This is a genomic window from Serratia sp. (in: enterobacteria), from assembly GCF_046715635.1.
Classification (GTDB): domain Bacteria; phylum Pseudomonadota; class Gammaproteobacteria; order Enterobacterales; family Enterobacteriaceae; genus Chania.
On sequence record NZ_JBKJYW010000049.1, the window covers coordinates 1 to 14,286 of the forward strand.

Below are 14,286 nucleotides of genomic sequence, written 5' to 3' on the forward strand. Positions count from 1 at the left end.
GCCAGACTAAGTATGGGGTGCCGGCTAACAAATTGCATAATTTCTTGCAGCATGGGGTGTAACAACTCCCGTCAGTTAAGGGAAAAATAAGTCAAGGTTTCAGAGTATACCTGCCGAATGCGTCAAATACAGCCAATAAGCAAATGGGAATGCAGAAACTGCGGAGTACACTGGAAAATTACCGTCATGACGTTGAGAAAGTCGAGGCTGTTCACCGCATCTTTGATCTCTTTGGGCTCTTTTTAGTCGGCCACATTGTAGTATCATCAGGTTCCAAAGGGTGAATAGCCATCATTCCAGTGCCAATGGGCTGATGGCTATTCACAACTTAAAACGATCATAAAGAGGTTACTGCAATGTCGAGCAAGAAAAAGCCCATGGTACTGGTGATCCTGGACGGTTACGGCCACCGGGAAGAGCAACAGGACAACGCGATCCTGAACGCCAAAACGCCGGTCATGGACCGTCTGTGGCAACAACAGCCACATACCCTGATTGCTGCTTCCGGTCTGGATGTCGGCTTGCCTGATGGCCAGATGGGTAACTCGGAAGTCGGTCACGTGAACCTCGGCGCAGGCCGCATCGTGTATCAAGACCTGACCCGCCTGGATAAAGAGATCAAAGACGGTGACTTCTTCACCAACGCAACGCTGACCAGCGCCGTCGACAACGCCGTGAAGGCAGGCAAAGCGGTACACATCATGGGCCTGATGTCCCCTGGTGGCGTCCACAGCCATGAAGAACATATCCTGGCGATGATCAAACTGGCCGCGCAACGCGGAGCCAAAGCGGTTTACCTGCATGCCTTCCTGGATGGACGCGACACCCCACCGCGCAGTGCTGAAAATTCACTGAAACGTTTCAGTGACGAATTTGCCACGCTGGGTGCCGGACGTATCGCCACGGTGATCGGCCGTTACTATGCGATGGATCGTGATAATCGTTGGGACCGCGTACAGCTGGCCTACGATCTGATGACCCAGGCCAAAGGCGAATTCACCACCGACAACGCCGTGGCCGCGCTGCAGGCTGCCTATGCCCGTGGCGAAAACGACGAGTTCGTTAAACCGACCGTGATCCAGGCAGCGGGCGAAGCCAGCGCCGAAATGAACGACGGCGACGCGTTAATCTTCATGAACTTCCGTGCCGACCGTGCGCGCCAGATCACCCGCGCCTTCGTCAATGCCGATTTCGACGGCTTCCCACGTAGCAAAGTGGTCAAGTTTGGTGATTTTGTCATGCTGACCGAATACGCTGCCGACATCAAAACCGCCTGTGCCTACCCACCAGCCTCGCTGGCCAACACCTTCGGTGAGTGGCTGATGAAGCACGACAAAACCCAGCTGCGCATCTCGGAAACCGAAAAATACGCCCACGTCACCTTCTTCTATAATGGCGGCGTCGAAGAACCGTTCAAAGGTGAAGACCGTATTCTGATCAACTCACCAAAAGTGGCCACCTACGATTTACAGCCAGAGATGAGCTCCGCCGAGCTGACCGAAAAGCTGTTGGCCGCCATCCACAGTGGTAAGTATGACGCCATCATCTGTAACTACCCGAACGGCGACATGGTTGGCCACACCGGTGTCTATGATGCAGCCGTCAAAGCGGTAGAAACCCTGGATAACTGTATTGCGCAGGTAGTTGAAGCGGTGCAAGCCGTTGACGGCCAACTGCTGGTCACCGCCGATCACGGTAACGCCGAGCAAATGCGCGATCCGGCTACCGGCCAGGCGCACACTGCCCATACCAGCCTGCCAGTGCCGTTGATCTATATCGGTAAAGCCGCCAAAGCGGTGGAAGGTGGCAAACTGTCCGACATCGCTCCAACCATGCTGTCGCTGATGGGAATGGAAATCCCGCAAGAGATGACTGGTAAGCCGCTGTTCATCGTGGAATAATCCTTCCCCATGAGGGAGAAGGCGAATTTTGCACTATCAAGGGTAACCCGAAGCGCAAACTCAGGCAGCCAACCGCTGCCTGAACGCTCCGCGCCACGGAAGTTAGCCACTATCTGCGCCAGCGTGTTTTTCGCTGGCGCATTGCTGTTGCCATTCACCGGCAACGCCGCGGAAGATAACAAATCCCAGCTCAAAGACATTCAGCAGAGCATCGCTGAAAAAGAAAAAGCGGTTAAACAGCAGCAACAACAACGCAGTTCGTTGCAAAATCAGCTCAAACTCCAGGAAAAGACTATCGCGCAAGCCAGCCGTTCGCTGCGTGATACCCAAGGCACGCTCGACATACTGGGCAAAGACATTGCCGGGCTGAATACCTCCATCGCCAAACTGCAAAAGCAACAGTCCACCCAGCAGGAAATCCTAGCCAAACAGCTGGATGCCGCCTTCCGACAGGGGCAGCACAGCGCCTTGCAGTTAGTGCTCAGCGGTGAAGAAACCCAGCGCAGTGAACGCATGCTGGCCTATTTTGGCTATCTGAACGAAGCGCGCCAGCAGTCCATTGAACAGCTCAAGCAAACCCGTAAGCAATTGGCAGAGCAAAAGAGCTCGCTGGTGGCCAAACAGGGTCAGCAGAAATCTTTGCTTGGCGAGCAACAAACCCAGCAGCAAAAGCTGGAACAGGCGCGCATCGCCCGTAAAAAAACCCTGACCGCGTTAGAGGCCTCGTTGGAAAAAGATCAGCAACGGCTGGTGGAACTACGCCAGAACGAAACCCGTCTGCGCGATCAGATCGCCCGTGCCGAACGTGAAGCCCGAGCCCGCGCCGAACGTGAAGCGCGTGAAGCGGCCAAGGTGCGTGAGCAGGTCAAAGTCAAAGAACAGCAGGCGAAGAAAACCGGCACCAGCTATAAGCCAAGCGAAGGTGAGCGTTCACTGATGGCGCGAACCGGCGGTTTAGGCCAGCCTGCGGGGCAAGCCGTATGGCCGGTGCGTGGCCGCGTAGAACATCGCTTTGGCGAGCAACTGCAAGGTGAGTTACGCTGGAAAGGCATGGTGATCTCAGCGGCCGAAGGCAGCGAAGTCAAAGCCATTGCCGATGGCCGCGTGCTGCTGGCCGACTGGCTGCAAGGCTATGGCCTGGTGGTCGTAGTCGAACACGGTAAGGGCGATATGAGCCTGTATGGTTACAACCAGAGCGCTTTGGTTAGCGTCGGGGCGCAGGTGCGTGCCGGTCAGCCTATCGCCCTGGTCGGTACCAGCGGTGGTCAGGGAACGCCATCGCTCTATTTCGAAATCCGTCGCCAGGGTCAGGCCGTTAACCCACAGCCGTGGTTGGGAAGATAGATTTGTACTCTAGCAAAACGCGTACTGCCCTGTTGTTGAGTGCGCTGCTGTGCGTTGGTGCAGCGCAAGCAGGCAAGCTCTCTATCGTGATCGATGACGTGGGCTATCGCCCACATGAAGAAAATGCCGTACTGCAAATGCCGACGGCGATCTCCGTTGCCGTGCTGCCCAATGCGCCTCACGCCCATCTGATGGCCACCAAAGCCCATAGCCAAGGCCGTGAAGTGCTGATCCACATGCCCATGGCCCCGTTCAGCAAACAGCCGCTGGAGCGCGATACCTTACAGCCCTCCATGAGCAGTGAAGAAGTGCAGCGTATCATCCGTAACGCGGTGAATAACGTGCCTTTTGCCGTGGGCATGAACAACCATATGGGTAGCGCCATGACCTCCAGCCTGCCGGGTATGCAGAAAGTGATGCAAGCGCTGGAAAGCTACCATCTCTATTTTCTCGACAGCATGACTATCGGCAACAGCCAGGCCACGCATGCGGCGGCAGGCACCGGCGTGAAGGTGATCAAACGCAAGGTGTTCCTTGACGATACGGCCAACCCGGACGATATTCGCCGCCAGTTTAATCGTGCCGTCGAACTGGCGCGCCGCAACGGATCGGCCATCGCCATCGGCCACCCGCGCCCGGCGACGGTAAAAGTGCTGCAACAGATGCTGGCTACGCTGCCCTCCGACATCGTGCTGGTGAAACCCAGCTCGCTGCTCAATGAGCCGCAGCAGAGCGGAAGCGGCTATGTTCCGCCATCCAGGCCACACAAACCGCAGCCGAAAAATCCGTTCACCGGTGGCATCAAGCAGTGCAAAGTTAAATTGCCGAAGGAAGGCGTGAATGCCAGCCATGCGCTGGGCATCATTGTAGAAAGCGTGGCACAGTCGCCGGTCGTGGTGGTGATCAAACGCCATTGGCAGCACTGGATGGGTTCATCACCTACCAAGCCATAAGATAAAAGGCGGGGCTTAAGCTCCGCCTTTCATTTAATGACCAAGTAGCCAAGGGGCGCCGTATGCAGCGCCCGCTTAACTAATCACTTTAATCCCAGCTCAGCACCACTTTCCCAGATTGCCCGGAACGCATGGCGTCAAAGCCCTGCTGGAACTCGTCAATCGAGAAACGATGGGTGATGATCGGTGTCAGATCCAGACCAGATTGGATCAGTGCCGCCATCTTGTACCAGGTTTCGAACATTTCGCGGCCGTAGATCCCTTTGATAAACAGCCCCTTGAAGATCACCTGGGTCCAGTCAATCGACATATCCGAAGGTGGGATCCCCAGCATCGCAATACGGCCGCCGTGGTTCATGGCATTGAGCAACGAACGGAACGCCGGTGGCGCGCCAGACATTTCCAGGCCCACGTCAAACCCTTCGGTCATGCCCAACTCGGCCATCACATCCGTCAGGTTTTCTTTGCTGACGTTTACCGCACGGGTCACACCCATCTTGCGCGCCAGCTCCAGGCGATATTCGTTCACGTCGGTGATCACCACGTGGCGTGCGCCAACGTGTTTACATACCGCAGCGGCCATAATGCCGATCGGGCCTGCGCCAGAAACCAGCACGTCTTCCCCTACCAGATCGAAGGAGAGCGCGGTATGCACGGCGTTGCCAAACGGGTCAAAGATCGAGGCCAGTTCGTCCGAGATATTGTCCGGGATTTTGAAGGCGTTAAACGCCGGGATCACCAGATATTCGGCAAATGAACCCGGGCGGTTAACGCCCACGCCGGTGGTGTTACGGCACAAGTGCGTACGGCCACCACGGCAGTTACGGCAGTGGCCACAGGTGATGTGCCCTTCGCCAGAAACGCGATCGCCGATGCTGAAGCCTTTGACTTCCTGGCCGATGGCGACCACTTCGCCCACATATTCGTGGCCCACCACCATCGGTACCGGAATGGTTTTCTGCGACCATTCGTCCCAGTTATAGATATGCACATCGGTACCGCAGATGGCGGTTTTGCGGATCTTAATCATGACGTCGTTGTGGCCCAGCTCAGGCTGAGGCACATCGGTCATCCAAATACCTTCTTCCGCTTTCAGTTTTGCTAATGCTTTCATCGAATTACCTTATGCAATAACGCCAAGCGTCTTACCGATGCGGATAAACGCCTCAACGGCACGTTCAATCTGCTCCGGTGAGTGATCGGCAGACATCTGGGTGCGGATACGTGCCTGACCTTTCGGCACCACCGGGTAGAAGAAACCAGTAACGTAGATGCCTTCCTTAAGCAGTGCGTTGGCGAAATCCTGCGCCAGTTTTGCTTCACCCAACATCACCGGGATGATGGCGTGATCGGCCCCAGCAAGCGTAAAGCCCGCTGCGGTCATTTTTTCGCGGAACAGGCTGGCATTGGCCCACAGGCGATCGCGCAGGGCGTCCCCGTCTTCGAGCAGCTCCAACACCTTGATCGAGGCTGCCACAATGGCCGGCGCCAACGAGTTGGAGAACAGATAAGGGCGTGAACGCTGACGCAGCCACTCCACCACCTCTTTCTTGCCAGCGGTATAGCCGCCGGAAGCGCCGCCCAGCGCCTTACCCAAGGTGCCGGTGATGATATCGACGCGGTCCATCACTTCGCAGTATTCGTGCGTCCCACGTCCGTTGGCGCCGACAAACCCCACCGCGTGGGAATCATCGACCATCACCAGCGCATCGTATTGGTCTGCCAGATCGCACACGCCCTTCAGGTTGGCGATCACGCCGTCCATGGAGAACACCCCGTCGGTGGCGATCATGATGTGCCGCGCACCGTCTGCCTTGGCCTGCTGCAGTTGCTCGGCCAGTTGGCCCATATCGTTGTTGGCATAGCGGTAGCGCTTGGCCTTGCACAGGCGCACGCCGTCGATGATCGAGGCATGGTTCAACGCGTCGGAAATAATGGCGTCTTCCGGGCCCAGCAGGGTTTCAAACAGGCCACCGTTGGCGTCAAAACAGGAGGAGTAGAGGATCGCGTCTTCCATTCCCAGGAAGTCTGCCAGCTTTTGTTCCAGCTGCTTATGGTTGTCCTGCGTACCACAGATAAAACGCACCGACGCCATGCCGAAGCCATGGCTGTCCATCCCGGCCTTTGCCGCGGCGATCAGCGCCGGGTGGTTAGCCAGCCCGAGATAGTTATTGGCGCAGAAGTTGATCACCTGGCGGCCATCAGCTACCGAGATATCGGCCTGTTGGGCAGAAGTGATAATACGCTCTTGTTTAAACAGCCCTTCGGCACGAGTGGTAGCAAGCTGTTGTTCCAGCTGCTGGTAAAAGGACGCAGACATTCGGTCATCTCCAGGATAGGGGCATTTTCGGCATATTTTACTGCTTTGCTGGCAAACTGACGACATTCCACCACAGAGAATATGAAAATTGCAGCAGATATCACGGCAAACCAGCGCATCATGTTACGACACGGGATATTAAGAGCCGTACCGATGTTCCCAATGGCATGAAATGCTATTATAGGCAGCATATAGGGTGGAGCATTGTGCACCACCGGGAAGAACACAGGGGTAAACCCAATGATTATCGTCACTGGCGGCGCTGGCATGATTGGCAGCAACATCATCAAGGCACTGAATGAAACCGGATATCGCGATATCCTGGTGGTGGATAACCTGAAAGATGGCACCAAATTCGTTAACCTGGTCGACCTTGATATCGCTGACTATATCGATAAAGAAGACTTTATCGCCAGCATCATGGCCGGTGACGATCTGGGCGAAATTGACGCCATTTTCCATGAGGGTGCCTGCTCCTCCACCACCGAGTGGGATGGCAAGTACATGATGGATAACAACTATCAGTACTCCAAAGACATCCTGCATTACTGCCTGGATCGCCAGATCCCGTTCCTGTATGCCTCTTCCGCCGCTACCTACGGTGGCCGCACCGATAACTTTATCGAAGAGCGTCAGTTTGAACAGCCGTTAAACGTTTACGGTTACTCCAAATTCCTGTTCGACCAATACGTGCGTGAGATCCTGCCAGAAGCGGATTCGCAGGTGTGTGGCTTCCGTTACTTCAACGTTTACGGCCCGCGTGAAGGCCATAAAGGCAGCATGGCCAGCGTGGCGTTCCACCTGAACAACCAGATCAACCGCGGCGAGAATCCAAAACTGTTCGCCGGCAGCGAAAACTTCAAGCGCGACTTCATCTACGTCGGCGACGTGGCGGCGGTCAACCTGTGGTTCTGGAAGAACGGCGTATCCGGCATCTTCAACTGCGGTACCGGCCGTGCGGAAACCTTCCAGGCCGTGGCCGATGCGGTGGTGGAATACCATCAGTCCGGTGCCGTGGAATACATTGAGTTCCCGGAAAAACTGAAAGGCCGCTACCAGGCTTACACCCAGGCCGATCAAACCAAGCTGCGCGCTGCTGGTTATGACGCACCGTTCAAAACCGTGGCCGAAGGCGTGAAAGAATACATGGCCTGGTTGAATCGTCCCGCTTAAGCGCTGAAGGAAGTTACTCACGGTATGAAAATACTGGTCATTGGCCCTTCGTGGGTTGGCGATATGATGATGTCGCAAAGTCTCTACCGCACCCTGAAGGCCGAGCACCCGTCGGCAGAAATCGATGTGATGGCACCTGCCTGGTGCCGTCCCTTGCTGGCGCGGATGCCCGAAGTCAACCAGGCGTTGGCAATGCCGCTGGGCCATGGTGCCCTGGCATTGGGCGAACGCCGCCGTCTTGGCCATGCGTTACGCGCTAATGGCTATGACCGCGCCTATGTGCTGCCCAACTCATTCAAGTCTGCCCTGGTGCCCTTCTTTGCCAACGTGCCGCAGCGTACCGGCTGGCGCGGTGAGATGCGTTATGGCCTGCTTAACGATCTCCGCGTACTGGATAAAGCGGCATTCCCGCTGATGGTGCAGCGCTACGTCGCGCTGGCTTATGACAAGCAGCGGATACAGCGCGCCGAAGATCTGCCGCAGCCGATACTCTGGCCGCAGTTGCAGGTCAGTGATGAAGAGATTGCCGAAACCACTTCGGCGTTTAATCTCACCGATCACCGGCCCATTATCGGTTTTTGTCCCGGGGCCGAATTCGGCCCAGCCAAGCGCTGGCCGCATTACCACTACGCCACGCTGGCGCAGATGCTGATCGACGCAGGTTATCAAATCGCCCTGTTTGGCTCGGCCAAAGACCACGAGGCCGGTGAGCAGATCCGTGCTGCGTTGGCAGAAAAGTCTCGCGATTTCTGCTTCAACCTGGCTGGGGAAACCCAGCTCGAACAGGCGGTGATCCTATTGGCCTCCTGCCAGGCCGTGGTCAGTAACGATTCCGGCTTGATGCACGTTGCCGCAGCGTTGAACAAACCTCTGATAGCCCTGTACGGCCCAAGCAGCCCGGACTTCACGCCGCCGCTATCCCATCAGGCCAAAGTGATCCGCCTGATCAGTGGCTATCACAAGGTACGCAAAGGTGATGCCGACCAGGGCTATCACCAGAGCCTGATCGACATCCAGCCACAGCAGGTGTTAGACGCGCTGACGCCGTTACTAGCCGCCAGCGAGGAATAATCATGCAGGTGTTGATCGTAAAGACCTCTTCGATGGGGGATGTGCTCCATACGCTACCGGCCTTGACCGACGCAATGCAAGCTATCCCCGGTATCCGCTTCGATTGGGTGGTAGAAGAGGGGTTCAGCCAGATCCCTACCTGGCATCCAGCGGTGGATCGCGTGATCCCGGTCGCCATTCGCCGTTGGCGTAAAAACTGGTTTGGCAGTGAAACGCGCCAGCAGCGCTGCGATTTCAAGCGCCAGGTGCAGGAACGCGACTATGACATCGTGATCGACGCCCAGGGCCTGATCAAAAGCGCGGCGTTGGTGACGCGCATCGCGCACGGCAGCAAACACGGCCTGGACTGCAAAAGCGTCCGTGAGCCTTTTGCCAGCTGGTTCTATAATCATCGCCATGAGATCGATAAGCAGCAGCATGCGGTGGAACGCATTCGCGAGTTGTTCGCCAAGAGTCTGGGGTATGCAAAGCCACAGGATACGGGTGATTACGCGATTGCCGCCCGCTTTCTCGGCCAACCACCTGCCGATGCCGGGCAATATCTGGTTTTCCTGCACGCTACTACGCGGGATGATAAACACTGGCCGGAGGCAAACTGGCGCGAACTGATTGCGCTGATCGCTCCGAGCGGAATAAACATCAAGCTGCCTTGGGGTGCTGAGCACGAACGCCAACGCGCTTTACGGCTGGCTGAAGGGTTTGAACACGTTGAAGTGTTGCCCAAGCTCAGCCTGCAACAGGTCGCCGAAGTGCTGGCTGGGGCCAAAGCCGTGGTGTCGGTCGATACCGGGCTAAGCCACCTGACCGCCGCGCTGGATCGCCCGAATATCACCCTGTTCGGCCCGACCGATCCAGGGCTGATTGGCGGTTACGGGCAGAATCAGCACTCACTGATTTCGCCGGAAAAAAGCATGGTCACCCTCACCGCCGACGCCGTTTGGACAAAACTGCAAAAGGTTATTGAATGAAAAAGCTGCATATTATCAATTTAGGCAAGATGGGCGGGGTTGAGCGCCTGTTCCTACAGTATATCAATGATACCCGCGACGGCAGTAACCAGGTGATTTGCGTCAGCAGCGAAGTCGGCGAAGAGATCCGCCAACAGATGCCGAACCAACAGGTCACCTTTGCCAACCGGCTGTTCAATTCATTCCCTCTGCGTTGCCCACAGTTTCTGCGCAAATACCTACTGCAAAGAAAAATCGAGCGGGCAAACGCCGACGTGATTATCGTGTGGGATCTGATCCCAGGGCTGGCGGCCAAGCCCAAGCGTGGCAAACTGGTTTATTACGATCATGGCTGCTCGTGGCGCTACGCCAAAAATCACAAGACGTTGCGTTTCTTCGCCATGCTGGACGGCGTAATTTCTGCCTCCCATGCTTCAAAACGGGTGATGGAGCTGCGCTTTAATCTGCCTTGCCCGAACCCGGTGGTGATCAACCGCATCAAAACGCCAACCGGGATCAGCGAGACGCCAAAGTCATTGGCACAGCCGATCCGAATTGGGACCGCCTCGCGCCTGGTGAGCCTGAAAGGCATCAGCGTTTCTTTGCTGATGATGCAAGAACTGCTGCGCCGTGGGCACGACGTGTATCTGGAAATTGCGGGCAAAGGCCCGGATCGGGCAGCGTTTGAAGCGCTGGCAGCCAAACTGCAGCTCGGTGAGCGGGTGGTCTTCAGCGGCTTTCAGGATAACGTCACAGATTTCTTCAACCGTACACAAATCTATATGAGCACGCCGATCACCGAACCCTTCGGCTTATCCTGCATGGAATCACTCTATTTTGGCGTACCGGTGATCTTCCCCCTGGTAGACGGCCAGCCGGAAGCGGTGAAAGATGGCTACTGCGGTATCGGCTTGACGCCGAAGGTATCCATTGAAGAGCACCAGCGGTTAACCGGCATCAAGGTCGATTTCCCGCACGAGGTTTACGATCCCCTCTCCGATAGCCTCGTCACGCCAAAGCTGTTGTCGCATATCGACTGTGCGGATGCCGTGGAAAAGCTGCTGGTGGCGGAAACCTATAACCACATGAGCCAGAATGCCCGGCACTACCCAGCTCAACATTTCAACTATGCTCTGTTCAAAACAGAAATCGACGACACGCTGCAATCCTTTATTGCCTAACCCGAAATGTGAGCCGGAAACCACACTCCATGTTTAAAGAAACAGCACCGCATCCCGTATTTAGCTACCTGATCTACCTGGGATGCGCTATTGCCTTTTGTATTATTCCTTTCGGCTCTGACACGGGACGTAACCTGTTTTATGTCTCCAGCTATATCTCCTTTATTGCCGTTTGCCTGCACCTAAGGTACTTCCTGAAAAACAAAAGGAATTTGATCCTGCCGGTGCTGTTTTTCTGCGTGGGTATGGGGACGATTTTCTGGATGAACCATTTCAAGCAGCCTGGCGATTACATCAATGTTTACCGCTCGTATATGTCGACCGGTAAGCTGCAAATCGCCACGGCGTTTATTTTGCTGATCGCGCTGAACGAGCGTCTTTGCATGCAACGCGCCTTTATTACCGTGGCGCTGGTTTGCGGTTTGGCCGTCAATGGCTATGCGCTTTACCAAGGCCTGCGATTAGATATCCCGCGCGTGGAGCTTAACTTCGATCGCGCCACCGTTGTTGCCTATCTGATGACCGCCATCAACCTGATGATGATGCAGGCAATACTGATGCTGCGGACCCAATATCGCATCCCGCTGTACGTGATTGGCTTCTTGCTCACCTTCTCTACCCTGATCCTCACCGGGACTCGGGCGGCCATACTGGTGTACCCCGTTGCCATCTGCCTGTCCCTGTTGGCAACCAAAGACCTGGTAACCCGCAAACATAAGATCCAACTGGTCGCCTCAGCGCCTTTATTACTGCTAGCCTGCGGCTTCGTTTTCAAATCACAAATCGAGCAGCGCGTTACCGATTTTAAAGCCGACCTGCAAATGATCGATCAGCCCCAGGTGGAAAACTCGATAATTTCTCGGCTGACGATGCAGACCATCGCGATACGCACCGGATCGCTTGCACCGTTGGGGCAATCCGCCGAACGGCGTGGGGAAGAGATCCGCGCCATCGTTGCGCAGGAGCCACGTCTGTACGGGGTAATGCCTTACATCAACGTGCATCTGCATAACGAACTGCTGGAAACCTATTCGCTCAAAGGCCTCTGGGGAAGCTTGTTTTTACTGGCGCTCTACATCGGCCTATTCATCTCCTCATTTAAGCCGTATCGCAATGCGCTGCTGCTGGGGGTGACCTTCAGCCTGTTTGTCTATGGGCTCAGCGACGTTATTTTCTTCAGCACCGAAGGCACGGCAATCTTCTGCCTGGCCATCATCGCCAGCGTGCTGTCGGCGAAAAAGCGTCAGGAACCGGCAATATGATGTCATCAACGCCGCTGCTCAGCGTTATTGTGCCGTTTTACAATAATGAAGACTTCATCATTGCTGGCCTGAGCTCGTTATTCGATCAGATTGCCAATGATATCGAAGTGGTGATTATCGATGATGGTTCTAGCGATGCGTCTGCAACGTTGGTACGCCAGTTTCTGGCGGAGAGGCAACATCCGCGCACCAAGTTCATTTCCCAGGCAAACGGCGGTATTGCCAACGCCCGCAACGTCGGCCTGCAAAACGTCAGCGGAAATTATGTCACTTTCTTGGATGGGGATGACGTACTGAGTAGCGACTATCTGGCGATCCTGCGCCCGCTGTTACTCGCTGGCAAAGATGATCTGATTGATTTCAAATACCAGAAATTCTCCGACCAGCCGCCAGCACCGTCTGCCAGTAGCGAGACCCGTTACGCGATTTATGATTTCGAACATCAGGGTCTGGCCTGCCTGAAACCGCTATTTGCCCACTCGATGTGGCATCTCTGGAGCCGAGTTTATCGGTGTACATTGCTGGCAGGTGAATCCTTCGAAGACGGGCGGCGCTATGAAGACGTTATCTTCACGCCGTTCCAGTATTTCAAGACTCGCAAAATCGCCCATCTCGAACATCAACTCTATTTTTATCGGGATAATAGCCAGGGGATCACCCGCAATGTCCAGGTTAAGGATATTGAAGACATGCTGTTTGCGATGAAGAAGATGCTGCAATTCGTTGATGTACATCGCGGTGATGAGCCGCTGCGGCAGTTGGCCGCCTTGATGCTCGCCAACTGTTTCTCTGAGTTAAAAGCCATGTCGAAGGCGATCTACGGCTATTACCACTATGAGCCAGCCACCCTGGAGGTCCTCCGCCAAACGGCCGCCGTCTGCCGCAACAGTGACGTACCACGAAAGAAGGTCTGTCAGATGCGTTTCCCACAGGTGGACACTTGTCTTTCCAAGCTCCGCTGGAAGCTCAGACAACGCTAAAACGCACCGGAGAACCGATGCGTCTTTCCCCTCAAGGGTTCAGTGGCACGTGGGCTACGATTTCATCGTAAACCCGCTGTGGTTGTATAACGCCCACTGGGCCTTCCGCTTCCAATGGCATGGTGTAGCCCGTGCGTGACTGATGAATGATACGGTGCAGCTGGTGATCCTGGATTGGCCCGGTTGAGCGCGGATCCGCGGTGACAAACAGGCTGATGGTCTTGGTTTTCAGGGCCACCGCCAGATGGAGCGGCCCGGTATCTCCGGTCACCAGCACATCCAGGCTGCTAATCAGCGTCAACGCCCCTTGCAGCCCAGTCTTGCCGATCTGGTTATCAACGCAGGCCTGGGTATTGGCATTGATCAACCGCAGGAACTGCTGGGCTTTTCCTTCCTCCATCGGCGCGCCGATCAGCACGAAGCGCATGTTGTCATAGCGAGCAACCAGCATATCCGCCAGTTTAGCAAAGTGCCCCACCGGCCAGCAGCGCGATTCGGTTGAAGCGCCAAGCTGGAAGCCAATGGTGCAGAAATCAGGATTGTTAATACCTGGCGTATAAGGGGCCGGTATTTCCATGGTCGGATCGTCGCTGCGGCAGCCCAGAATAGAAACCAGCTCCAGCTTACGGCGGATAAAATGGCCGTAATAATGGAAAACATAATTGGTCAGCCAAGGTTCCAGCCCGCAGATGCCCGAACTGTAGTTATCCCTGATGACATATTTAGCCCCGGCCATAATGGCGCTGATAATGTCATAGGGCAGGTGTGAATGCATGATCAGCGCCAAATCAGGCTGATGCTCACGCAACGATTTCAACAGCGGCCCCAGGGTCTTTATTTTGCTATTCCAGTAAATTACGCGATCGTAATAGCGGCCATTTTCTACCAGCTCGCTATTCTTTTCATGCACCACCAGCGTGATATGCGCCGCCGGGTAACGTTCGCGCATCGCTCTTAACACCGGGGTATTGAACATGAAATCCCCCAGCGCCGTCGTAGAATAAATCACGATATTCTCGAACTGGATACGGCTGTCGAAAGTCGCTGGCGGCTGGAAACGGCCGTGCTTTGCCGTATAGCGCCGCAAGAACCAGTCAGCGGCCTTGATTTTCCATTTTTTTGACATGTTAATTCACTTTCAGTTGATAGTATTC

At 55.4% G+C, this 14,286-nt stretch carries 12 protein-coding genes; 9 read left to right on the top strand and 3 right to left on the bottom strand.

Going from position 1 to position 14,286, the window contains the following annotated elements:
- The first annotated feature begins 356 nt into the window (after nucleotides 1-356).
- Genes gpmM through ACLQ7H_RS02415 form a run of 3 tightly spaced genes read left to right on the top strand, consistent with a single transcriptional unit; the run spans nucleotide 357 to nucleotide 4,198 of the window.
- Nucleotides 357-1,901: a 2,3-bisphosphoglycerate-independent phosphoglycerate mutase gene (gpmM, locus tag ACLQ7H_RS02405; protein WP_411751289.1), complete on the top strand. Its 1,545-nt coding sequence runs from the start codon at nucleotides 357-359 to the stop codon at nucleotides 1,899-1,901.
- 9 nt (nucleotides 1,902-1,910) lie between these two features.
- Nucleotides 1,911-3,245 carry a murein hydrolase activator EnvC gene (gene envC, locus ACLQ7H_RS02410; RefSeq protein WP_411751290.1) on the top strand — a complete coding sequence of 445 codons (1,335 nt, stop codon included), beginning with the start codon at nucleotides 1,911-1,913 and terminating at the stop codon, nucleotides 3,243-3,245.
- Between the two features lie 2 nt (nucleotides 3,246-3,247).
- Nucleotides 3,248-4,198 carry a divergent polysaccharide deacetylase family protein gene (locus tag ACLQ7H_RS02415; RefSeq protein ID WP_411751291.1) on the top strand — a complete coding sequence of 317 codons (951 nt, stop codon included), beginning with the start codon at nucleotides 3,248-3,250 and terminating at the stop codon, nucleotides 4,196-4,198.
- 88 nt (nucleotides 4,199-4,286) lie between these two features.
- On the opposite strand, the gene tdh is transcribed toward ACLQ7H_RS02415, so the two are convergent.
- Both tdh and kbl read right to left on the bottom strand, forming a co-directional pair.
- A complete protein-coding gene (tdh, locus tag ACLQ7H_RS02420; protein ID WP_021181859.1) occupies nucleotides 4,287-5,312 on the bottom strand; it encodes an L-threonine 3-dehydrogenase in 1,026 nt (341 codons plus the stop codon).
- Nucleotides 5,313-5,321: 9 nt separating this feature from the next.
- Entirely contained in the window at nucleotides 5,322-6,518 is a 1,197-nt protein-coding gene (gene kbl, locus ACLQ7H_RS02425) for a glycine C-acetyltransferase (RefSeq protein ID WP_411751292.1), read from the bottom strand.
- A gap of 240 nt (nucleotides 6,519-6,758) precedes the next feature.
- Here kbl and rfaD point away from each other — a divergent pair, with 240 nt between their 5' ends.
- From rfaD to ACLQ7H_RS02455, 6 genes are read left to right on the top strand one after another with little or no spacing between them, the layout of a single operon-like run.
- Nucleotides 6,759-7,691: an ADP-glyceromanno-heptose 6-epimerase gene (gene rfaD / locus ACLQ7H_RS02430; protein WP_411751293.1), complete on the top strand. Its 933-nt coding sequence runs from the start codon at nucleotides 6,759-6,761 to the stop codon at nucleotides 7,689-7,691.
- A gap of 24 nt (nucleotides 7,692-7,715) precedes the next feature.
- Complete coding sequence (gene rfaF / locus ACLQ7H_RS02435; protein WP_411751294.1) at nucleotides 7,716-8,762, top strand: ADP-heptose--LPS heptosyltransferase RfaF; 1,047 nt, start codon at nucleotides 7,716-7,718, stop codon at nucleotides 8,760-8,762.
- 2 nt (nucleotides 8,763-8,764) lie between these two features.
- On the top strand, nucleotides 8,765-9,730 hold the full coding sequence (gene rfaC, locus ACLQ7H_RS02440) for a lipopolysaccharide heptosyltransferase RfaC (protein ID WP_411751295.1): 966 nt from the start codon (nucleotides 8,765-8,767) through the stop codon (nucleotides 9,728-9,730).
- Nucleotides 9,727-10,890 carry a glycosyltransferase gene (locus ACLQ7H_RS02445; RefSeq protein ID WP_411751296.1) on the top strand — a complete coding sequence of 388 codons (1,164 nt, stop codon included), beginning with the start codon at nucleotides 9,727-9,729 and terminating at the stop codon, nucleotides 10,888-10,890. The genes rfaC and ACLQ7H_RS02445 overlap by 4 nt, the downstream gene beginning before the upstream one ends.
- A 29-nt stretch (nucleotides 10,891-10,919) precedes the next feature.
- Nucleotides 10,920-12,152 carry an O-antigen ligase family protein gene (locus ACLQ7H_RS02450; protein WP_411751297.1) on the top strand — a complete coding sequence of 411 codons (1,233 nt, stop codon included), beginning with the start codon at nucleotides 10,920-10,922 and terminating at the stop codon, nucleotides 12,150-12,152.
- On the top strand, nucleotides 12,149-13,132 hold the full coding sequence (locus ACLQ7H_RS02455) for a glycosyltransferase family 2 protein (RefSeq protein ID WP_411751298.1): 984 nt from the start codon (nucleotides 12,149-12,151) through the stop codon (nucleotides 13,130-13,132). The genes ACLQ7H_RS02450 and ACLQ7H_RS02455 overlap by 4 nt, the downstream gene beginning before the upstream one ends.
- Before the next feature lie 31 nt (nucleotides 13,133-13,163).
- Here the strand turns inward: ACLQ7H_RS02455 and ACLQ7H_RS02460 are convergent, their stop codons facing one another.
- Nucleotides 13,164-14,258, bottom strand: coding sequence for a glycosyltransferase family 9 protein (locus tag ACLQ7H_RS02460; RefSeq protein WP_411751299.1), 1,095 nt, complete (start codon nucleotides 14,256-14,258; stop codon nucleotides 13,164-13,166).
- Nucleotides 14,259-14,286: the final 28 nt, after the last annotated feature.